The following is a 22,041-nucleotide window of genomic DNA, read 5'->3' on the forward strand; positions in this document are numbered from 1 at the left end:
CCCGTTGCGGCCGAGCCCGTTGCGGCCGAGCCCGTTGCGGCCGAGCCCGTTGCGGCCGAGCCCGTTGCGGCCGAGCCCGTTGCGGCCGAGCCGATCGTAGTCGAACCCGCTGCTGTATCAACGATTTCCTCGCTTCGTGCGAAAGGCGTTGGCGCGCAACAGTCACGGCTCGCGGTGGTCGCGGTCGCGACGCATCTGCCGGATGCGATGTCGCTCGACGAGTGGCTTGCCGATCCGGCGGCGCGGGTCGGCTTCGGTGACCGGTACCCGCTGCCGCCGCTCACCCAGGTGAAGATGCCGCCGCCGACCATGCGCGCCATCGACCGCTGCCAGCTGATGGTGTTGGCCTGCGCTCGGTCGATCCGCGATGAGCTCGGCGACTTCTGGACCCGCAGGCAAGGCGATACCGGTGTGGTGCTCGGCCATTTCGGCGGCACCCGCAATGCGACGCTGTACGCGCTGCGCTGCTACCTCGACGATGTCGCTACCGCGCTGCGCGGTGACGCCGATCTCGTTGGAGAGGATGAGGGCGGCCCCTGGCTCGATGAGGTGCTCGCCGACATCGCGGCCGACATCAAGGCATTGGTGCCGCCGTCGACGGAGGACACCTTTCCCGGCATGATGCCGAATGTCATTCCCGCACGGGTGGCGAACTACTTCGGGCTCAACGGCCTGAATATGACCGTCGACACCGGGTTCACCTCGGCGGTGAGCGCCATCGATATCGCGGGCCGCTACCTGCGGACCGGTGAACTGAGTATGGCTCTGGTGGGCGGGATCAACGGCAACAGCACCCCGGAGCAGCGCGAACTGCTCGCCACGATGCTGCCCGAGCAGGTGGAGCTGGCGGAGGGCGCGTTCCTGCTGGCCCTCACCACCCCCGAAACCGCTCGGGCCGAGGACTTGCCGATCCTCGGCTATCTCGATACCAACCCTGCCACGAACGATGTACCTTCCGTAATCGAGTGCGGCGCAACACCATCGGCACAGCGCGCCACATTCCTCGCCGCCGAGGGTGCGGTCGGCATACTCCGCGCTCTCCGCACGGTCGGCCGCGACGGCAGAGCCCTCGTGGTGTGCCGAGGCGGCGCTGACGCTCCCGATCTCATCATCGGGGTCGAAGGCGCCGACGCCCGAGCCGAGGAACCCACTGTCAAGCGGCTCGAGCAGAGCGCCGGTTTCACCGATGACAGCGCGAATCCGGTTGCGAGCATTGATGTGCACACCTGGCAGCTCGTCGCCGACCCCGGCACGGTGGTGCGGCCGCCCACCCCGTTCTGGCCCGACGCGCCGACGCTGTTGCTCACCGACGACGCGACCGTCCTGGATGAGCTCACCCTGCCGGACAGTGTGACCGTACTCGCGCTGGCGCGGCATCCGCGGGCCGTGCATATCGCCGATGTGACGCCGGAAACCATTGCCGCGCTGCTGGATCGGCTCGATCCCGAGGCCGGGTTGCGGCATCTGCGACTGGTGACCGCGCTCGGCACCGAGGTGACGTCGGAGCTGACCGCGCGCGTCCAGGCGCTGCACGATCTGCTGTTCCTGGTCACTCGGCAGCGGGCCCGGGCGTTGGCGATGCCCGAGTCGAGCACCATCGCGGTGCTGACGGACTCGATGACGGGCACAACGCCAAACCCTTATGTCGGGGTGTTCACCGGATTCGTCAAGGTCGCCCACCTGGAGCGCGAACAGGGTCTCACTTTCGCCATCGTGACCAACAGTGCGGCGAAATCCGCTGTCGCCGAGGCGGAGTCGGAATCGATGCGGGCGCGCGGCCTGCCGGTCGCATACTACGCCGCCGGAATTCGGCACACGGGCCGACTGGTCGCCGAGGCGGAGCCCGCCGGGTGGCCGGGCGTTCCGCCGGTCACCGACCGCGGCATCGGTTGGCACACAGTCGAATCGGGCGGCACCGAAGGTGGCGCGCAGTTGGACCGGGACTCGGTAATCGTCGCGGTCGGTGGTGCGCGTGGCATTACCGCCGAATTGATGGTGGCCGTGGCCGAACGGTTCGGTGGCCGTTTCTATCTGCTCGGCAGTTCCGATATCGACGGCGCGCCCGCCGATTACCTGAGTCTGACCGACGAGCAATTCGCCACGGCCAAACGCGATTTCATTCGTACCCGGCTGGCCGCCGATCCGACCCGGAGGCCGGGTGCGCTCAACGCCGAATACCAGAACATCGCCAATGTGCGCCGCGCCCGGTCCACCCTGGAACGGATCGCCGCGGTCGGCGCGGAGGTGACCTATCTGGAATGCGATGTGACCGACCTGGCCTCGGTGCGGCATGCGGTCGATCGAATACTGGGTGAGTCCGGCCGGATCGACCTGCTGGTCAATGCGGCCGGGCGCAATCGGTCGTCCCGGATCGCGGTCAAGGATTTCGCCGAATTCCGCGCCATCCGGGATATCAAGCTCGTCGGGTACACCAACCTGCGGGTCGCGTTGGCCGCGCACCCGCCGCGGCTGTGGTGCAATTTCGGCTCACTGGTCGGTATCACCGGTCAGGTCGGAGAGGTGGATTACACCTGCGGCAACGATTTTCTCGCCACGTCCGCCTCTTCTCGCGCGGTGCGGGAGCCCGGTCGCGAAACCACTATCGGCTGGACCCGTTGGGCAGAGGTGGGTTTGGCGGCGGACGGGCTGGCCAAGGATTATTACGACAAGAGCGGTCGGTACTCGAAATTCACCAACGCCGAAGGCGTGCACCGCTTTATGGAGCACATCGAGCATCCTCGGCCGCAGGTGGCGCATCTGGGTGTCGCGGAGTACGGCACCATCGACGCCCTGCTACCCGGTTTCCTCGGCCCGTCTCCGCGCCCGTTCTACCGCGATCGCCTGATCGCCTCCGGCGCCACCGAGGGCAGGCCGTGGGCGGTGCACGAGCGGACCTTCGACCTGACGACGGATCCCTACCTGGCCGACCATCAGGTGCACCGATCACCCACGCTGCCAGCAACTTTCGCCGCCGAGATGGCGGTGGAGGCGGCCGCCGCACTGCTGCCGGGACTGCGAGTCCACGCGCTGGAGGATCTGGAGCTGCACCATTTCCTGAAGCTCGGTAACCGGCCGCAGGTGAAACGCATTCGGGCCGAGGTGATTCGACAGGATCCGGTCCGAACGAGGGTGGCGGTCACCGTCACCGGCGATGTCGTCGCGCCGAACGGCACCGTGCTGATCACCGACCGGCCACACTTCACCGTGACCGCTCTGCTGTCACCGGTGCTGCCGCCCGCGCCGCGGTGGCCGGACTGGTATCCGGCCGACGAAATACCGGTTATCGACGCGTATCACGATGCGGCGTCCCCGATTTCGCTGCGGGGGCCGTTCGTCTCGACCACCGATACCCGGCTGCATCCGCTCGGCAAGCGCGCCACCGCTCGGCTGCGGGTGGCACCCGATGACCCGTTGTTCTCCCGCTTCCGGGTGCCGACGCTGCTGCTCGATGGATTGCTGCGCACCGGCGCACTCGCCGAACCGGACGCCGACGGGGCAATCCCGATCGTGGCACCGCGCCGCATCGGGCGCCTGGATCTCTACGAGCACACCAATGACGCACTGCTCGCACCGGAACCGATCGAGCTCTACGCGGTCGTACCGGCCGCCGGGGACAACCGTTTCGCGGCGGTCCGCCGGGATGGCCGGGTCGTCGTGTCGTTCACCGACGTCGACTGGGCTCCGATCGGATTCCTCACTCCCGCAACGCAACAGACCAACTCAATTCTCTCTAGCAGTGAAAGCCGTTGAAATGACCGTCACCACCCCGTCCACCAACCGAATCCCGCCAGGCCCTAACGGATTTCGCCACATCCTCGGCAATGCCCGAGCCCTGGGCGACAATGCGCCCGAATTCCTCGCCGGCTTGCACCGTCGGTACGGCGATATGGTGCGGTTGCCGCTGGGCCTGTTCACCGTGAACATCGCCTACCATCCGAATGCGGTTCAGCATGTGCTGCAAGAGAACAACGGCAATTACGTGCGCGGTATCGCCTACGAATGGTTCAAGCTGTTCATGGGTCGGGGTCTGCTGACCATGGACGGCGAATCGTGGCGTAATCGGCGCCGGCTGGTCAATCCGCTGTTCCACAAGACCGCGATCGATGCCATGGCCGACGAGATGGTGCGGTCCACCACCGTGGTGCTCGACGGCTGGGCCGCGTCCGGTGGCCCGGTCATCGAAGATGTGGTGCCCGACATGATGCGGATCAGCCTGGGTGCGTTGGGCCGGATCATGTTCGACACCGACCTGGAGCCGGATTGGCCCCGGATCGGGGCGGCCATGCAAACCGTGATCGAGGCGATCGTGTTCCAGGGCACCGTGGTTCAGCTGCTGCCGTCGTGGCTGTCCTTGCCCTATCACCGTCGCGTGGCCCGCGCGCAGGCGGCGATGTTCGATATGGCCGGCCGGATCATCGAGGTGCATCGCAGCGGAACGCACGGCGACCGGCGGGATTTGGTGAATCTGCTGCTGAATTCCACCGATGCGGCCACCGGGCGGCCGTTGACCACCGAGAACGTACGGGACGAGTTGATGACGGTGTTCATCGCCGGGCACGAGACCACCGGTACCGGCCTGTCCTGGGCGCTGTACGAGCTGGCGCGACATCCCGAGGTGCAGGAAAGGATGTTCGCCGAAGCCCAGCAGGTGTTCGCGGGCCGCGACCCCGTGCTCTCCGATTTATCGCGGCTCGCGTATACGAAGGCGGTCACCGACGAGACGTTACGACTGCATCCGCCGGTCTACGTCTACCCGCGCCAAGCGCTGGCCGACGACGAGGTGGACGGCTGGCACATCCCGGCCGGGGACAGTTTGTTCCTGTGCTCCTACGCTACCCATCGGCACCCCGAGTTCTGGTCCACCCCTTTGCAATTCGACCCGGACCGGTTCGATCCGACGGTCGCGGCCGACCGGCCGAAGTACGCGTACTTCCCGTTCGGCGGCGGGCAGCGCAAATGCATCGGACACGCCATGGCGTTGATGCAGATGCAGCTGACGCTGGCGATGATCGTGTCCCGGTTCCGGATCACCGCGGTCCCAGGGCATTCCGCCGAGCTGTCCACCTATGTGACGTTGCGGCCCGAGAACGGGGTTGTGCTGCGGGTCGAGCCGAGGTCGCGATGAACGTGACAGTGCATGCCGGACAAGCGGAAATCGTTTACCCAGCCGACCGTTCGGTGCTGCCCGTGCAGCGATTCGTCTGGCGTCCGATCCAGGTGCCCGCATTGCCGCCGGAACCGAGCCCGCGGCTGGCCGGGCGCCGGGTGGCCGTCGTCGGCGGCAGCGCGGCCTCCGCCGACGCCATCGTTGCCGCGTTGCATAGGGCGGGCGCACAACCACATCGGCTGGCCCCCGACGCCGACGTAGCCGGTTTCTACCGGTCCGCGGGCGGTATCGATGGCGTGATCGACCTGAATATCGAAGCGCAGTTGGATATTTCGCGTCGGTACGAGTGGGAGCCGCCACTGCTTCAATCGATCGGGTTGCTGCGGCAGTGTTTTGACGACTGGCGCGCCGAAACCGACACCGACCGTTTGTTCTACCTCGTCGTCACCCGCATGGGCGGCAGGCATGGGTTCGCCGACGGTCCGATCTCCCAGCCGCTGGGCGGGCTGTGGGCCGGTTTGGCGAAAAGCCTGCCACGCGAATTCGACAATGTGAACGTTCGCATCGTCGACCTGGCCGATGACCCGCTCGACGCGGACGCGATCTGCCGCGAGCCGTACCGGTGGGATCACTTCGAAATCGGATATGCCGACGGACGTCGCTACAGCCTGGTCGCCGAGCGGGCCGAGGTGCCCGAACCGGCGCTGTCCCTGGGGCCCGGCGATGTCGTCGTCATGTCGGGCGGCGGGCGGGGCATCGGTTTCGAACTGGCGAAAACCCTGTGCCGCGCGCACGGTTGCCGGGTGATCGTCAGCGGTCGCGGGCCGGCGCCCGACCCCGATGATCCGGTGAACAGCCTGTCCGACAGCGAGTTTCGCGACCGTCGCGACAACCTGCTGATTGCCGCACGGACTACCGGGACGATCGCCGCGACTCGCGCCGACCTGGCTCGCGCCCGCTGGAATCGAGATCTGGTGTGCGCACTGGCGGCGGCTCGCGACGAGGGACTCGACATCGTCTATCACCGTTGCGATGTCACCGATCCGGACCAGGTACGCGCCCTGCTCGCCGCCGCGGGAACCCGGCTGGCCGGAGTGGTGCACAATGCCGGGGTCGATACACCGGTCCGATTGCCCGCCAAGAGGACCGACGATATCCGCCGAACCGTATCGGTGAAAGTCGTTGGCCTGCTGAATCTCCTGGACGCGCTCGCCGATCGTCCGCCGGTGCGGTTCTTCAGCATCGCGGGTTCGCTCGCCGGCCGGATGGGCGGCATGGTCGGGCAACTCGAATATGCCGCCGCCAATGAGGCATTGAGCCGAATCGGCCTGTGGGCGGCCACCCGTGCCGAGCAGGCGGGCCGGTCGCGGCGCATCCCGGTGACCACGATGTGCTGGCCTACCTGGGAGCGCTTGGGCATCATCACGAATTACGAAGCGACCCTTGCCTACATGTCGGCCATGGCGGTGCCGGAAGGGCTGCACCACTGGCATCGGGAGATCCTGGCCGGTGGCTCGGGGGAACGCACCTACATCGGCGAATTCGGTAAAGCACTGCTGCCGACGGTGTTACGCGGCTATCCGCCCAGCCCCGAGTTCGCGGCGGTGGACCGCCTCGCCAACCGCCGCCTGTTCCTAGGGCGACCGCGGCGATTCGTCAGCGGCGCTCTGCTGGAGACCGAGCTGGACATCGATCCGGCAACGTGGCCGTGCTGCAACGACTTTCGCGTCGACGGCGCGCCCGCCATCCCCCTGAGCATCCTGCTGGAAGGCATGCGCGCCCTGGCTGATTGGGTGCAGCCGGAGAACGCCGATCTTCCCCTGGTCGCGCTGCGGGAGGTCACCGTGGCACTGTCCGCGCTGCGGGTCGACGGCGGGGTCCGGCTGCGGGGGACGGTCGAGGGAGCCTGGTACGCGCGCGGCAGCTGGCGGACTCGGATTCGCGTCACCCGGCCCGACGGTGCGCTCGTCGCGCGAGCGGAGGTGTATTACGGTGCGGCCCCGCCATTGCCGGACGCTGTGGAAGCGATCGAAGGCACGCCGGTGCGGCGATTGGACTGGGCAGGCCATATGTTTCGGCTCGGACAGTCATCGGACGATCCCCACATCGAGGCAGACCGGATGCGCGACCTCGTCCCGATCACCCCGGCCCCCCGCGCGGACCTCCCGCTGAACCAGCTGGAAACGCTGGTACGCCAGCTGTACCGGACCCAGGCCCCAGCACACCCAGCCGTCCTGACCATCGACGCGGTCGACATCAGCACCCACACCGGCTCGTCCGGTCCTGTCGATATCACCGGGGACCGGTGCACCGCGTTCACACCCGAAGGAGCCGAACGACTGACCATGCGGCGAGCGACTTTCCGTTAACGCCTCTTACCGAATGCCACCGGCTTTCCGTCCGCCGTCGGCGAGCCGTTCTCGATACGCGACGGTTGCTTTCGATTTATTCGAAAGTGCGGCATAATGGCTGGTCTTAGGAGGCGTGATGACGGAGAAGCTGAGCGAGCGCACGCTGCTGCCGGAGCATCTGGACGAGATTGCCGAGGTGCGGAGATTCTTGGAGGCCACACCACCGTCGGCCGAGGCGACCGTCCTTCAGTCGGCTGCTGGTGAGGTAGTGACCTTGCCTGCTGAAGTGTTCGAGGGCCTTCGCCTGGTGGCGCTCGCGCTCTCCGAAGGCAAAGCGGTCACCGTCGCGCCGCTGCACACCACGCTGACGACGCAGGAAGCGGCCGAGCTGTTGGGTATGAGCAGACCCACGTTCGTGAAACTTCTTGATGCGGGAGATATTCCGTTCACCCGACCCGGACGGCACCGTCGTGTTCGGCTGACCGATGTGCTGGCCTTCCGGGAATATCGGCGTGCCGAGCGGACCGCTGGATTGTCCGAATTGACCAGGATTTCCGAAGACCTCGGCCTCTACGATGACGATCCACCGGAGTTGCTCAGGCGGCACGACTGATGCAACGAGTATTCATCGACACCTGTGTCCTTTACCCGGCCCATCTGCGCGACACCATTCTGCGTCTCGCCGAAGCGGATCTGATTCAACCGTTGTGGTCGGCGGAAATACTATTTGAACTGCGGCGGAATCTGTGTGCAAGGTGCGACGGCGACGATGCCGCCGCGAAGGTCGATCGCCTCATCAGCACTTTGAAAGGCTTCTTCACCGACGCGTTGGTCGAGGGGTATGAGGACCTCGTCGAGAGGATGGAGAATCATCCCAAGGACCGCCATGTGCTCGCTGCGGCGTTGTACGGCGGTGCCGACGTGTTGCTCACTTTCAATCTCAAAGACTTCGAGGTCAGGCCCATCGGTGAGGGCTTCCCCGAGTTATCGCACCCAGACGCCTTCCTACTGGACATGTTGGATCTGGCTCCTGGGCAGGTGATAAAGCTGCTGCGCCGACAAGTGGCCGAGCATAAACGCCCTCCGAAACACATTCAGGGCCTACTCGACGTGCTTGATCGCTCCGGCGTACCGGGCTTCGCGGCAGAGGTGCGCAGGCGCCTCGACTGAGCGGCTTCGGCCGTGGTTGGTCGCCTCGGCCTGCCGATCGATGAGGGTTGGTCGGTGACTTTGGTTGTGTCGCCATATATTCCAGCTCCGAGGAATGCGGTTGTTGTGCCGCTGCGTGTCTACCAGCGGGAATTCGATGGGGGACACTGCCGGGGAATTCCGGGTCGGCGGTCTGTGGGGGATTAGCATTTGATTCGGTTTGTTACCCGCGAGCGGAGGTAGCGATGTCGATCAGCAGGAGGTTGTTCAGCGGCGTCGTGGTGCTTGTGTGCGCAGGAGTCGTGTTTCCGGCGCCCGTTATCGCGCAACCACTCATTCCCTGCACCTCGGCGCTGCCGCTGCTGCCGCCACTGCCGTCCGCGGGGCCGATGACATTCGGTGTGATCGATGAGGAACTCACGCCTCGGTCGGCGGCGTTGGCGCACCGGATGCGGGGGGATCTGCCGAATTTCACCGTGCACTCCTATGTTTCGGCGGCGAATACGCCGGAGATGCTGTCGAATACGCTCGGTGCGCTGCGGTCCTTGGCGGACAAGGGATTTCGGATCAGCCTCAATATCAATGACGAACCGAAGGGCGGCGATCGCGTACCGCACGACGCGTTCGTCGAATTCGTGCGCCGGATCATCGCCGACAACGGAGCCTGGTTGTCGGCGGTGGAAATCACCAACGAACCGAACCTGCCCGGGACGCCGAATACCGACGGCAGCAGTCCCGACGTGGTGCGCGATGTCGTCGACGGCGTGATCGTGGCGAAACAGACGGCGGTCGGTCACGGTTACGGGCTGCAGGTGGCATTCGATTGGGACTACGATTTCGGCATTTTCCCGGGCTTCTGGGATCAGCTACGAGCCATATCGACTCCGGAATTCATTCGTTCGGTGGACTTCTTCGGCTTGCACACCTATCCGAATCCGGCCAGCGCCGCGACACCGATCGGCGACTACCTCGAGGCCGGTGAGTTGCAGGGAATGGCGTCCGCGCGGTGCTGGATGGCATACATCGGGCTGCCGGTCACGCTGCCGATCGACATCACCGAGGTCGGCTATCCCACGCCGACCGGTCCGGCCGGATACGAGGCGCAGGCCGAATTCTGGCAGCGGATCCTCGCCGCGGTCTCGCTGTTCCGTGGCGCCTACGGTGTTCGGTCACTCTATTTCTACGAATTGACCGACGTACCAAACCTGATCCCCGGCCTGAGCGGTTTCGGCCTCTTCACCGACCAGGGTGACCCCAAACCCGCCCTCGACGTCGCGGAGACCGTCATGAACGCCACCGGGCGGTAGCGCAGTCAGTACGGTCAGCCGCCGGACTCTATCGAGCAGGGCATTCAAGGTGTCGTCGGGTGGAGTTCTTTGCGTCGTTCGGCGATCAAGGTTGCCAGGTGTTGGGTGGTCTTTTCGTCGAATCCGATTTCGGGTATGCGGTCGATCCATGGCTCCGCCGCTCGGACGATTCGGGTCAAGCTGCGGTTGATCGCACGGGTGGGGACTCCGAGGCGGGTGGCCGCTTCTGACCACCAGCGATAAGCAAGTTTTCGGTCGCGGCCGTACAACTGCAGTGCCATTGGATCGTTCCAGCTCAGATACGGTTGGGTGCTGAGAAGGTCGTATGCCGGGGTCACCTCCCAGATCCCCTCGGCGTTCTGCCGGATCGATAAGTTCTTGCCGTGTAGGTCGCCGTTGCCGATGAGATAACTGAAGGCCGCGATTTCCAGCATTCGCAGCATGGCCTGTGGAAGCGAGCCGCGGCCGTCCGCGACCGCATCGGCAAGGCCTTTGATGGCCTCCTGCAAGGTAATTCGGTACTTGGCGGCCGGGTATCGCCCTAAGACCTGGCAGGCGTCCTCTTGTGCGAGGCGGCGAACCTGACCGCGTTCGACGATGCGGTCGAATCTGTCGACGAAAAGCGCTGTCCGGCCGTTCCTGTCGGCGGCGAGGTGGTGGCTCGGAACGTGTATGCCGCATGAGGCGGCCATGTCGAGAAAGAAGTTCTCGTTCTCGACCAGATATGGATAGTCGGGTGGGTTGAGTTTGAGAATGGCCGGGCCGCCCGCGGTTGATATCGGTGTGGAGACCATTTGCGCGGATACCTTGATCTGCACGCCGGGGATCGCGGTCCGGTCGAGATCGTCGGCCTTCGCCGAGGTGGCGCGGGCGAACAAGGCCGTGAAATCGGCATCGGTTGTATCCGTCGTATCGAACAGTGGCGGCGGGTCATCCGGGACGGCTCCGCCGGGTAATAATCGGACATCGCCGATCGTGTCCGCGCCGACTGCCAGAAGGATGCTGAAATGATCGTCTTCGCTGGTCCGTGTGGCCGTGGTGATGGCGGTGAGTCGGAGACCTTCGGGTAGCAGACCCGCGAAAAAGGCCGGGACCGATCCGCCGGTCGCTCGAAAACCGCCTCGCTGCTTCGGCAATGTGAATGCGACGGGTGGCGTCGATGGATCGGCGAGATATGGCTCGGCATAGGTGAATACGACGTCGTCACGTTCGCGGCGCAATTGTCCGGCGATGCGGTCGGCCTTGTAGACGTCGGCCTCATCGATGGTTCGGAGTTGTGCCGGGTCGGGCGGCGTCGTCACGGTTGCTCCTCCCGGATGGTGCGCAGTTCGATGGCGCTGCCCGGCAGGGCTCGGGCATCCGTGTGCGGCATGCTGACAAGCGCCAGCCCGAGGGCGTCGAGGATCCGAAGTGTTATCGCAAGCGTCAGTGAGGCCTGTCCTGCCTCGAGGGTGCGCACCGAGGACAGCCCGACATCGGCGAGGTCGGCGACGTCGAGTTGGGTCAGCCCGAGCGCATGACGACGTTCGGCGATGGCAGCGCCGAAGGTGGGGAGCGGGCCGATCTCCGTGCGGGGCCGTCTACGGGGTTTCGGCCTGGACATCACTGCTCCTATCGTTGCTATGTCGACGTTAGCATCGTTGCACGGGTTGATTGCTCAGATGGCTGCGTCTCCGGGGTTATTAACATTGCTATGTCAACGATAGCTTAGTGGATCGGGGCGCCATTCGATTGTCGTGTCGATAATCGTTGCCATCGCAGCGATAGCGGTGTTGCACGAAGGTCGGCCGCGGCCGTGGCTGTGCTCGGCGGAGGCGCGCTCGCGTTCGTTGGTGTCGGCGGGGTCTGGGGGCGAGGCCGTGGTTGGCGAGGCGGGGAGTGGGCCAAGGTCCTTCGGGCATGGGACCTGCTGCCCTACTGGGAGGGCTCGGCGCGGTGATGTCATGCCACGTGGCGAGATCGGTGGCAGCGCGCCGAAATCGCCGTCCGGGCCATCGAATGGAAAGGCGGACAACGACATTGGTGCGTGATTTGACCCAGCGTGAGCTGCTGACCGAACTGGAACCCGTCGCCGAGACCTGTGTGCACCGGCATCTGGCCATGTCCAAGGACTGGCAGCCGCACGAGTATGTGCCGTGGGACGAGGGGCGCAATTTCGCCATGCTCGGCGGAATCGATTGGGAGCCGGAACAATCCAGGCTCAGCGAGGTCGCCAAGGCCGCCATGATCACCAATCTGCTCACCGAGGACAACCTGCCCTCGTACCACCGCGAGATCGCCGAGAACTTCTCGCAGGACGGGGCGTGGGGCACCTGGGTCGGTCGGTGGACCGCCGAGGAAATGCGGCACAGCACCGTGATTCGCGACTATCTGGTGGTGACCCGCGGCGTCGACCCGATCGCGCTGGAGCAGGCGCGCATGGTTCACATGACCAACGGGTTCGCTCCGCGCGCCGCCGTCGCGCTCGAAGACGACGGCGCCGGATTCCTGCACTCGGTGGCCTACGTGAGCTTTCAGGAGCTGGCCACCCGGGTCACCCACCGCAATACCGGCCGGGTCTGCGCCGACGACGTCGCCGACCGGATGCTGCAACGCATCGCCGCCGACGAGAACCTGCACATGATCTTCTACCGCACCGTCTGCGGCGCGGCCCTGGATCTGGCGCCCGACCAGACCATCGCCGCGATCGACAATATCGTCGAGAACTTCCGCATGCCCGGCGCCCAAATGCCGAACTTCCGCCGCAACGGCGTGCTGATGGCCAAACATGGCGTCTACGACCTGCGCCAGCACCTGGAGGAAGTGCTCCAGCCGGTGCTGCGACAGTGGAATATCTTCGGCCGCACCGATTTCGGCGCCCGCGGCGAACAGACCCGGGAACGGCTCGCCGCCTTCCTCGACGATATGGAAAAGGTGAAGATCCCTAGGTTCGAGGAGCAGCGCGATCGGGCGCTGGCCCGCGAGGCGGCCCGTGCCTGACCGGACCCCTCTTATTCCTTTCCGTCGTGGCGGTGGACGACGCGGCTGGCGGCTCGGCCGACGGCGTTGGGGATGACGTGGCCGGGGCTGGCGTCGAAGCTGGCCTCGTCGAGCATGTCCTTGACCATTTGCAGGGCGATGCGGCGGCGGTTCGGGGTGCCTTCGCGCAGGGCGCTGACGAGCTTTCGCACCTGGTCCTTCTTGACCTTGGCCGGGATCGGCGGTTCGTGCGCGTCGACTACGCATTCGACGATGACCGGGCCGGGATGGCCGAGCGCCGCGAGCAGCTGATCACGGCAGCGGCGGGGATCGTCGATGCGAAATCCCTTGGCGCCGCAGGCTTCCGCGAATTTCACGAAATCCAACGGCGCCATGTTCACGCCGTATTCCGGATTGCCGAGGAAGACCATCTGCTCCCATTTGATCAACCCGAGCGTGTCGTTGCGGATGACGACGACCTTGACCGGCAGATCGTGCTGAACGCAGGTGAGGAAGTCGCCGAGCTGCATGGTCAGCGAACCGTCCCCGGTGTAGGCGACGATCTGCCGTCCCGGATACGCCGCTTGGGCGCCGATGGCGTACGGCAGCGCCGCGGCCATGGAACAGTTGGTGCCGCTGAAGCTGAACCGCTGGTTGCCGCGGATCTTGAGTAGCCTTGCCGCCCAAGTGGTTACGGTGCCGGAGTCGCCGCACACGATGGCGTCGTCGGTCAGCGCGTCGTTGAGATACCAGGTCGGCACCTGCGGATGCATCGGAATGTCGGTGTGGGTGCCGCGTTCGGCCATCAGATCCCACCAGTCGCGCATACCGCGCTGCGCCTCCTCCAGGAAGGTGCGGTCCTCGTTGCGCGGCAGCAACGCGACGAGTTCGGCCAAGGTGGCCTTGGCATCGCCGCAGAGCCCGACGTCGACGGGGTGACGCAGGCCGATGCGCTCGGGTTTGTCATCGATCTGCACGCATACCGCGCGGCCGGGCTCCGGATAGTACTCGAGGTAAGGCATTGTGCTGCCGACGATCAGCAGCGCGTCGCAGTCCTGCAGCGCCTCCTCACTGGGGCGGCTGCCGACCAGCGCGACGGGTCCGGTGGTGTACGGGCTGTCGTCCGGCACGCAGTCTTTGCCCAACTGGCCCTTGATGATCGGCGCGCCGAGCTTCTCGGCGGCCTGCTCCAGTTCCGATCCCGCCCCGCGGGCGCCCGCCCCGGCGAGTATGGCGACCCGGCTGCGCCCGCCGAGCAGGTCGGCGGCCCGGCGCAGCAGTTCGCGTTCCGGAATGCGCACCGGCGGTTGGAAGTTCGCTGAGGTGTGGCCGGACACGTTGCGCTGGAAGCGGGTTCCGGATTCGGCGTCGGCGGCCTGGTAATCGATGGGGAAGGCCAGATGTGCGGGACCGCGCTGGGTGAGCGCCGTGCGGCAGGCGTAGTCGGTGACGTTCAGCACGTGCTGCGGGCCCATGATGCGGGCGTTGTAGACGGCGAGGTCGTTCATCACGTAGTCGGTGTTGATGTCCTGCAGGTAGGACGTTCCGATCAGGTCGTGATAGGTCATGCCCGTAATGGCAAGCAGGGGAGCCTGTTCCACCTTGGCGTCGAGCATGCCGTTCATCAGGTGGATCGCGCCGGGCCCGGATGTCGCGAAGCAGACTCCGAGCTTGCCGGTGAATTTGGCGTAGCCGACCGCCGCCATCGCGGCGACCTCCTCGTGGCGCACATGGATGTAGCGAATATCGTCGCGTCGCTTGCGCAGTGCGTCCATCAGACCGTTGATCCCGTCGCCGGGCAGGCCGAATATCGTGTCGACGCCCCAGTCGACCAGTCGGTCGACGAGAACGTCTGCGGCCGTGTGCTGTTCGCTCATGGGTTACTTCATGCCCTTCTCGTCGTCGATGGCCAATTGGATCGCTTGGGCCAGGTGCAGCGGCTGTCGCCCGGTCGCCTGGGCGATTTGCTCGCGGCAGCTGAAACCATTGGCGATCAGCAGGGTTTCGGGGTCGGCCTGCCGCACCTGCGGCAGGATGACCCGCTGAGCGGCGGCGATCGACACCCGATAGCGCTCACCGCGTTCGAAGCCGAAACTGCCCGCCATACCGCAACATCCGGAATCGGGATACCGGGCCGAGATACCCATCGCGGCGAGCAGCTCACGGTCGGCGTCCGGACGCAGGACGGCATGGTCGTGGCAGTGGGTCTGCACCAGTGCCTCCCGGGCCAGGCGGGGCGGGTGATAGCCGTGTTCGACCAGATATTCGCCGAGGGTGCGGGTGGCGTTGGCGACCCGATGCGCGTCCAGGTCGTCGGGGAACAGGTTGCGCAGCTCGTCGCGGAATACGGCGACGCAGCTGGGTTCGAGCCCGATCACCGGGAGTCCGGCGGCCGCGGCCGGGCCGAGCGCGTCGACGGCGCGGCGCAGCCACCGCTTGGCAGTCGGTACCATGCCGTAGTCGTAAAGTGGCCTGCCGCAACATAATTGGCGGTCCGGCAGCTGCACGGCACAACCGGCGTCCGTCAGCACCTCGACCGCGGCCATTCCGATGCCGGGCTGGAAATAGTTGGTGAAGGTATCCGGCCACAGCAGCACCGGTTCGCCTGCCGCCGACTGCCGTCCGCCGAACCAGGCGCGAAAGGTGTTGTGCGCGAACGAGGGCGCGGCGCGCTCCGGTGCGACGCCCGCCGCGAACTTCAGCATCCGGCCGAGGCCGGGCGCGCGCAGGGCCGCGTTGGCGAGCCGGGGCGCGTGGCTGGCGGCCTTGGCCCACAACGGAATCAACCCGAGCGCGTAGGCCGCGCGCGGTCGCAGTCGGCGGGCGTAATAGTGCGACAGGAATTCCGCCTTGTAGGTGGCCATATCGACCCCGACGGGACAGTCTGAGCGGCAGCCCTTGCAGGACAGGCAAAGGTCGAGTGCGCCTTTGACGTGCGGATCGCGCCAGCCGGGCCCGTCGGCGAGATGACCCTCCATCATCTCGAACAGCAGCCGGGCCCGGCCGCGGGTCGAATGCTGTTCCTCGCGGGTCACCATGAAGCTCGGGCACATCACGCCGCCATCGAGATGTCGGCACTTGCCGATGCCGAAGCATCGGTTGGCGGCGTCGGCGAATCCGCGTTCGTCATCCCGGTACGCGAAATGGGTTCGGACGGTTCGCACTTTGCTGTCCGGTCCGGAGCGCAGATTCTGGTCGGGCCGGAAGGGGTCCACCACCTTGCCCGGATTCATCCGGCCCTCGGGATCGAAGATCGCCTTGAATTTCCGGAAGGCCGTCACCAGATCGGGCCCGAACATCTTGACCAGCTGGTCGGCCCGCAACTGCCCGTCACCGTGTTCGCCGGACAATGATCCGCCGTAGCGCACCACCAGATCGCCCGCGTCCGCCAGGAATCGGGAGAAGGCGGCCACCCGGTCGGCGGTGCGGAAATCCAGGTCCAGCCGGTTGTGTACGCAGCCCTGGCCGAAATGCCCGAACAGCACGGTGTGATAGCCGTACCGCGCGACCAGCGCACAGTAGTCGCGCAGGTAGTCGCCGAGCACCTCCGGCGCGACCGCCGCGTCCTCCCAGCCGGCGAGTCCGGCGTGCTCGCCCGGAATGCGGGTGAATTCGATTGCGCTGCGGCGTATTTCCCAGACCTCGTCCTGCTCGTCCGGATCTTCGAATATCCGGGCCGAGCCGGGCGCGCCGATCCGATCCCCGACTCGTGCCGCGGCGGCGGTCGCCCGATCCTGGTCGTCGGCGCCGTATTCGGCGAGCAGCCAGGCCCGCCCGGACGGCAATTCCGCCGAACTCGATTGACTGCCAAGGTGTTTGCGCAGGTTCTCGAGGACACCGGCGTCGAAGCATTCCAGACCGACCAGCTCCGGATCGTGGAATTCGGTGACATGATCGGCCGCGGTCGCCACATCCGGATAGCCGACCACGAGCAGCGCGCGATGACTCGGATTCGGAATGAGCCGCAGCGTCGCCTCCAGCACGAGAACACAGGTGGACTCGGTGCCGACCAACGCCTTGGCGGTGTCGAAGCCGTTCTCGGGCAACAGCGCATCGAGGTTGTATCCGGACACCCGGCGGGGAATATCGGGGTAGCGGGTGCGGATCAGGGCCGTGTATTCGTCGCGCAGCTCGGTGAGCGCGCGGTAGATGTCGCCGGTCCGTCCCGGTTCGCGCTGCCGGGCGGCCAGTTCGGCCGGGGGTGTCGGGCCAACGGTGAATTCCGTTCCGTCGGCGGTCAATACCGTCATCGACAGCACGTTGTCCACGGTCTTTCCACCGAGTACGGAGTGGGTGCCGCAGGAGTTGTTGCCGATCATGCCGCCGATGGTGCAGCGGTCGTGGGTGGCCGGATCGGGCGCGAAGGTCAGACCGAAAGGTGCTGCGGCCGAGCGCAATTCATCGCAGATGACACCCGGCTGCACCCGGGCGAGCCGCCGGTCCGGATCGATCTCGAGTATCGAGTTCAGATATTTGGAGAAATCGAAAACCACTGCGGCATTGACGCTTTGACCGGCCAGCCCGGTGCCGCAGCCGCGCGCGAGGACCGCGGCCCCGAAATCGCGGCACACCGCCAGCGCGCCGCGCACGTCGTCGGCGTCGCGCGGCACGACGACCCCGACCGGGACCTGCCGGTAGATTGACGCGTCGTTGGCGTACAGCGCCCGGCTGCCGTCGTCGAAACGCACCTCGCCCGCCACGCACCCGCGCAGCGCCTCGGCGAGCCGCCGTCGTTCGGCCTCCCGCATGGTGGCTCCTCCACCGATGGGATCAGGGACAGGGCCGCCATACCCTGCTCTTCCCCGGCGAAACCGGGCAGCGCGCAACGGATCTCACTGCTCGGCGGCTACGGCCGATGCGCCTGGCCACCACACGATGTCGGCGTCGAGCTCACGGCAATTCGATCGGCCTGTCGGTCACCCTTGGGTCGCACGCTTGGCCGCCGACGCGGCGATGATCGTCACGATCAGCACCGTGACCAGTTCCAGGGTGCCGAATTCGACCGGTGGCGCCGGTTCGGCCGCCGCCGGGATCGACGGGATCGCGGCGACCGGTTGCGGCGCGGCGGCGGGTAGCGGCGCCGGGGGTTGTGGCACGACGGGTGCGCCGGGCGGCGCGCCGGCAGGCGGGATGACGAGCGGAAATCCGGGCGTCGGTGGAATCACCGGTACGGCGAGCAGACACGGAACCAGCGCGCTACCCGCGGCCGCGGCACTGCCCGCGCCCGGCGCGGCCAGCACGCCGAGCAGCAGCGCGGCGGCCGCCGAGTCGGTCGCCGCCGAGCCGAGCAGCGCGGGCACGCCCGAGCCGGTCAGCGTGGATCCGGTCGCCGCCAGCAGGGCTGCGGTCGCGGAGCCGGTCATCGCGGAGCCCGTGACGCCGAGCAGTACGGTCGCCGAGCCGATCGCGGGCGCCGCCGAACCCAGCAGCATGGGGGCGACCGAGCCCATCGCCAATTCGGCCGAGCCGGGAATGATCGCCGCGGGCCCGAGCAGGCCGCTGCCCGTCGCGGAGCCGAGCAGCAGCGCCGACCCGGCCGCCGCCGCACTGCCCGCACATGCCGCCGAGAGGGGGCCGTCGGCGGGGCCGAGCGCGATCGGGTGATAGCCGGGATCCGCTACTGAATCGGAATCTGCTGCGGCGCTGACGATCTCGGGTGCGAACGCGAGTGGTTTGCCGATTTCCGCACTGCCGGTCGGCGCGGCCGATGGCGCGGTGCTGCCGGTCGCGATATCGGCGATGAACGGCAGATTCGGGATCACCGGTTCGGCGGCGGACCTGCCTCCGGAGAGCATCGCCGCGGACAGGACGGCACCGGCCGTCAGCAACCCGCGCAGGCGTGCGGCGGCCCCCGGGTTCATTTGGCGCTGTCACCGGGTTCGCCAGGCGGCTGCTGGATCTGTGACTGGGTGTAGACGAACGCATCCTTCGAGATCCCCATGACGCTGGAGAACGGCCGCTCCATATCGCGCAGCGCCAACAGCGCACAACCGACGACGATCCCGAGCAGCGCGATCATCGTGACGCTGCGCCAGGTAACCCTGATTCCGGTGAGGACCGGATTGAGCAAGACCAGGGCGGTGCCGAAATACAATGTGAGATACAGGAATTGCGGAATATTGCGGTTCAGGTCGATGGCGCGGTCGCTGCGGGCGCGCACCACCTGGTCGAGGCCGGCCAGCGTTCGGGACCGCGCGTCGGTGACGATCGGGTCGGGCGAACGCAGCGCCGCCGTCGTCTCGCGCAGGGTGGTGAGCGTATCCGCGGCGGATTCGCTGAGCCGGCCGCGATTCTCCATCAGCGGCCACTCCTGCTCGATCACTTGACCGGTGTAGCCGCGCACCAGCGACTGCACCTGTGTCCGCTCCGACGGCGGCAGGGCCTGCGCGGCCCAATAGGTGTCGAGCAGGCCCTTCGCCTCGGCGACGGTATGATCGTGCGCGTTCTGGTGCTGTTGCCAGCAGACGATGAAGATGAATGCGACAACGGCGGTGAAGAACGTCTTGACCAGATCGAGGGCCAGCGCGCCCGATGTTTCGTCGCCGGACTGCCGCCAGGATTGCGGACGCAGCCGGTCTCCGGCCAGGAATATCGCCACCGCGATCGCGGCGGCGCAGACGGCGACGAGCAAGGTCTCAGCCATCTCACTCCGTTCCCGGTCGAACTGTTACCGAGTGCGTGGTCGAACGGCCGATTCGTACGGCCTCAGCGCGATATAGCTGCAACGTAGCTGGAGCAGTTTCGAAGCGTACTCGTACCGTGCGGTCTGCGGACCGCCTTGGGTGAAGTTCGGTGGGCTATCCCGCCTCGGCCAGCTCGGCCAAGTGCCGGACCAGCGCGAGATGCCCGGATGACCGGGCGGTGTCGAGCGCGTCGCGGGCGACCGTGCGAGCCGCCGCGTCCTTGCGCGCGGACAGCAATTCCGCGTAGGCCCAACGTCCTTCGTGCCGGACCAGGGGGATCCGGTGCTGTACGGCGTCCTCGATGAGCGGCGCCGCCTCGGCGTGCCGCCCCTGGCGGACCAGTACCAGGCCGAGCCGGGCCGCCGCCCAGCCCGCATAGAGCGGGACCGCCCGTGCCGCATCGAGTGAGGCGCGAAAGGCCTGCTCCGCGCGATCCAATTCGGCGCGGGCCTGCCACATCATGCCGATCGTCCGCAGGGCGGCGGCCGTCTCCTCGGCATGCCCCATGTGTTGGGCGATGGCGAGGCCGGTCTGGGCGTCCTCCAGCGCCCGATCGAGATCGCCGAGCGCGATCGACGCCTCACCGCGCAGCCGCAGGCCGCAACAGCGCACCACCGGATGGTCGACGGCGGCGGCCCAGGCCAGCGCCGCCTCGATATCCACCAGCGCGCTGTGCGGTTGTGCCATCAGCACTTTGAGGTAGCCGCGCGCGGCACGCGGATTCCACAGGCGCAGCAGTTCGTCGGGCAGCAGCGGCAGGTCGACGAGCGCGTCGAGGTGGCGTTCGGCGCGCATTATCCGGCCGGTCATGAAGTTGGCCATCGAGCGCCAATACACCACCCGGGCCGCCCCGTTCGGATCGCCGCCGAGTTCGAGCAGCTGACGCGCGCGGCGGAATCTGCGCCGTGCGCGTTGGAAATTCGGCAGCGTGAGATCGATGATCGCCGCGGCGGCGAGCGCCTGCCCGCGGGCCGCCGGATCGTCCCCCGCCTCGGCGACCGCGAGCTCCGCCAGCTGCTCGCCGAGTGCGGTTGCGCGCGAACGGGTTTCGAGGATCGCCAGGCGGGAGAGCAGTCGCGATCTGTGCACACCCACCGTGGTTTCATCCAGTGCGGCACGCAGATCCGTGCGGGCCGCGTCGAGTGCGCCGCGCCGCCGATGCGCCTCCGCCCGCACCGCGAGCAGTGCGGCCCGATGCGTGCCGCGCACCGGAAGGGCCAGCCCGGCCTCGGCGTAACGCAGTGCGTCGTCGTCGGATACGCAGCGCAGCCGCTCCTCGGCCGCGGTGATATAGGTTGATGTCGCGCGTTGGTCGTCGCCGCCCGCCGCCAGATGCGCAGCCACCGCGCCCGGATCGCCGCCGCGCCGATGCAGCGCCTCGGCGAACAGCAGATGCAACCGCATCGCGGTGGCCGGTTCGATACCGTCGCGGATTTCGGATTCCAGTGCGGGCGAGGCGATCCGCCAACCGTCTCGGTCAGCGCGGACCAGCTGCGATTCGTGCAGGACCGCCAGCTCCGCCAGCGCGGAACGCAGCTCCGCGTCGAGCGTCGATGCCAAAAGCGTTGCGGGCACGGGTTGGTTAGCGACCGCGAGCAGTGCGAGGACCTCGGCGCGGCGACCGGAATCCCGTTGCGGCACATCGGGTTCCGCGGTATGTGGCAGCTCGTCGCAGAGGATGCGCTGGCGCAGCGCCATCGCCTCGGCCGAGGGATCGACACCGAGTTCGTCGACCAGCCTGATCCGGAAACGGTCGAATTCCTCTAGGGCGCAGGCGCGATCGCCCGCCGCGGCCAGCGCGCGCACCAGCAGCAGCGCCGAACCCTCGCGGAACGGCTGGCGTTCGGTGGCCGTTCGCGCCCAGGCCGCGGCGGTCGCGGCGTCACCGATCGCCAGCGCTGCCGCCGCGGTGTCCTCCAGCGCCTGCAGGTATTTGTCGCAGAGCAGGCGCCGGTGCTCGCGGGCCCATTCGGCGTCGGCGTCCTCGGTCAGCGGGTCGCCGCGCCAGATCCGCAGTCCCGCGGTCAATGCGGCAAGCGCGGCGGCCGGATCCTGCGCGAGCGCCAGGTGCCCCTGGGCGAGGCTGCTCAGGAACGTCTCGGTGTCCACCCGAATGCGATCGTCGCCGACCAGCGTGTATCCGGCGGGCCCGGTTTCCACCAGGGTGCGGTCGCCGAGCGCGGTGCGGATGCGGCTGACCAGGATCTCCACATTGCCGACGGGGTCGGCGGGCTGCTTACCCGGCCACAGCGCCTCTGCCGCAACTCCTTTGGAGACCAGGGTGCCGCGCCGCACGGCGAGCAGCCGCAGCAGCCGCCGTGCCTGCCGCCCGCCGAACAACCGCGGCGCGACCGGAACGCCGTCCCGGACGACCGCGAACCGGCCCAGCAGCCTGATCTCGACCGGATGTGGTCCGCAGAATTCGGCTGAGCCGGATTTGTCGCAATTCCGCGACGCTTCCGTCATTTGCATTACGCCGTCCGGTC

The 22,041-nt window shown here is 67.1% G+C and carries 14 protein-coding genes; 7 read left to right on the forward strand and 7 right to left on the reverse strand.

What is annotated here, in order from left to right; genetic code table 11:
• From LGY53_RS40630 to LGY53_RS40655, 6 genes are all read left to right on the forward strand, one after another.
• The coding region (locus LGY53_RS40630) for an SDR family NAD(P)-dependent oxidoreductase (RefSeq protein ID WP_225731999.1) at positions 1–3,750 on the forward strand (3,750 nt) is incomplete at its 5' end.
• The gene (locus LGY53_RS40635) at positions 3,737–5,125 is read left to right on the forward strand and encodes a cytochrome P450 (RefSeq protein WP_225732000.1); all 1,389 of its coding nucleotides are present in this window, start codon (positions 3,737–3,739) and stop codon (positions 5,123–5,125) included. The genes LGY53_RS40630 and LGY53_RS40635, both read left to right, overlap by 14 nt.
• Positions 5,122–7,476 (forward strand): SDR family NAD(P)-dependent oxidoreductase, encoded by a 2,355-nt coding sequence (locus LGY53_RS40640; protein WP_225732001.1) that lies wholly within the window; start codon positions 5,122–5,124, stop codon positions 7,474–7,476. Before LGY53_RS40635 ends, LGY53_RS40640 begins: the two co-directional genes overlap by 4 nt.
• A gap of 118 nt (positions 7,477–7,594) precedes the next feature.
• On the forward strand, positions 7,595–8,071 hold the full coding sequence (locus LGY53_RS40645) for an excisionase family DNA-binding protein (RefSeq protein ID WP_225732002.1): 477 nt from the start codon (positions 7,595–7,597) through the stop codon (positions 8,069–8,071).
• Positions 8,071–8,628 carry a PIN domain-containing protein gene (locus LGY53_RS40650; protein WP_225732003.1) on the forward strand — a complete coding sequence of 186 codons (558 nt, stop codon included), beginning with the start codon at positions 8,071–8,073 and terminating at the stop codon, positions 8,626–8,628. The genes LGY53_RS40645 and LGY53_RS40650 overlap by 1 nt, the downstream gene beginning before the upstream one ends.
• A 224-nt stretch (positions 8,629–8,852) precedes the next feature.
• Positions 8,853–9,914: a hypothetical protein gene (locus tag LGY53_RS40655; protein WP_225732004.1), complete on the forward strand. Its 1,062-nt coding sequence runs from the start codon at positions 8,853–8,855 to the stop codon at positions 9,912–9,914.
• Positions 9,915–9,958: 44 nt separating this feature from the next.
• Here the strand turns inward: LGY53_RS40655 and LGY53_RS40660 are convergent, their stop codons facing one another.
• Positions 9,959–11,215, reverse strand: coding sequence for a type II toxin-antitoxin system HipA family toxin (locus LGY53_RS40660; RefSeq protein ID WP_225732005.1), 1,257 nt, complete (start codon positions 11,213–11,215; stop codon positions 9,959–9,961).
• Positions 11,212–11,517, reverse strand: coding sequence for a helix-turn-helix domain-containing protein (locus LGY53_RS40665; RefSeq protein ID WP_225732006.1), 306 nt, complete (start codon positions 11,515–11,517; stop codon positions 11,212–11,214). Before LGY53_RS40665 ends, LGY53_RS40660 begins: the two co-directional genes overlap by 4 nt.
• A 416-nt stretch (positions 11,518–11,933) precedes the next feature.
• On the opposite strand from LGY53_RS40665, the gene LGY53_RS40670 reads away from it, so the two are divergent.
• Positions 11,934–12,893, forward strand: a complete 960-nt coding sequence (locus LGY53_RS40670; protein ID WP_225732007.1) for an acyl-ACP desaturase — start codon at positions 11,934–11,936, stop codon at positions 12,891–12,893.
• A gap of 11 nt (positions 12,894–12,904) precedes the next feature.
• On the opposite strand, the gene LGY53_RS40675 is transcribed toward LGY53_RS40670, so the two are convergent.
• From LGY53_RS40675 to LGY53_RS40695, 5 genes are all read right to left on the reverse strand, one after another.
• Positions 12,905–14,749: a thiamine pyrophosphate-dependent enzyme gene (locus tag LGY53_RS40675; RefSeq protein ID WP_225732008.1), complete on the reverse strand. Its 1,845-nt coding sequence runs from the start codon at positions 14,747–14,749 to the stop codon at positions 12,905–12,907.
• A 3-nt stretch (positions 14,750–14,752) separates the two neighbouring features.
• On the reverse strand, positions 14,753–17,620 hold the full coding sequence (locus LGY53_RS40680) for an FAD-binding and (Fe-S)-binding domain-containing protein (RefSeq protein WP_225732009.1): 2,868 nt from the start codon (positions 17,618–17,620) through the stop codon (positions 14,753–14,755).
• 168 nt (positions 17,621–17,788) lie between these two features.
• Positions 17,789–18,733: a hypothetical protein gene (locus LGY53_RS40685; protein WP_225732010.1), complete on the reverse strand. Its 945-nt coding sequence runs from the start codon at positions 18,731–18,733 to the stop codon at positions 17,789–17,791.
• Positions 18,730–19,515 carry a DUF4239 domain-containing protein gene (locus LGY53_RS40690; RefSeq protein WP_225732011.1) on the reverse strand — a complete coding sequence of 262 codons (786 nt, stop codon included), beginning with the start codon at positions 19,513–19,515 and terminating at the stop codon, positions 18,730–18,732. Before LGY53_RS40690 ends, LGY53_RS40685 begins: the two co-directional genes overlap by 4 nt.
• 154 nt (positions 19,516–19,669) lie before the next feature.
• Positions 19,670–22,021: a BTAD domain-containing putative transcriptional regulator gene (locus tag LGY53_RS40695; protein ID WP_225732012.1), complete on the reverse strand. Its 2,352-nt coding sequence runs from the start codon at positions 22,019–22,021 to the stop codon at positions 19,670–19,672.
• Between the last annotated feature and the right edge of the window lie 20 nt (positions 22,022–22,041).

Source organism: Nocardia sp. JCM 34519.1 (genome assembly GCF_020361265.1).
In the GTDB taxonomy this organism is placed as follows: Bacteria; Actinomycetota; Actinomycetes; order Mycobacteriales; family Mycobacteriaceae; genus Nocardia; species Nocardia arthritidis_A.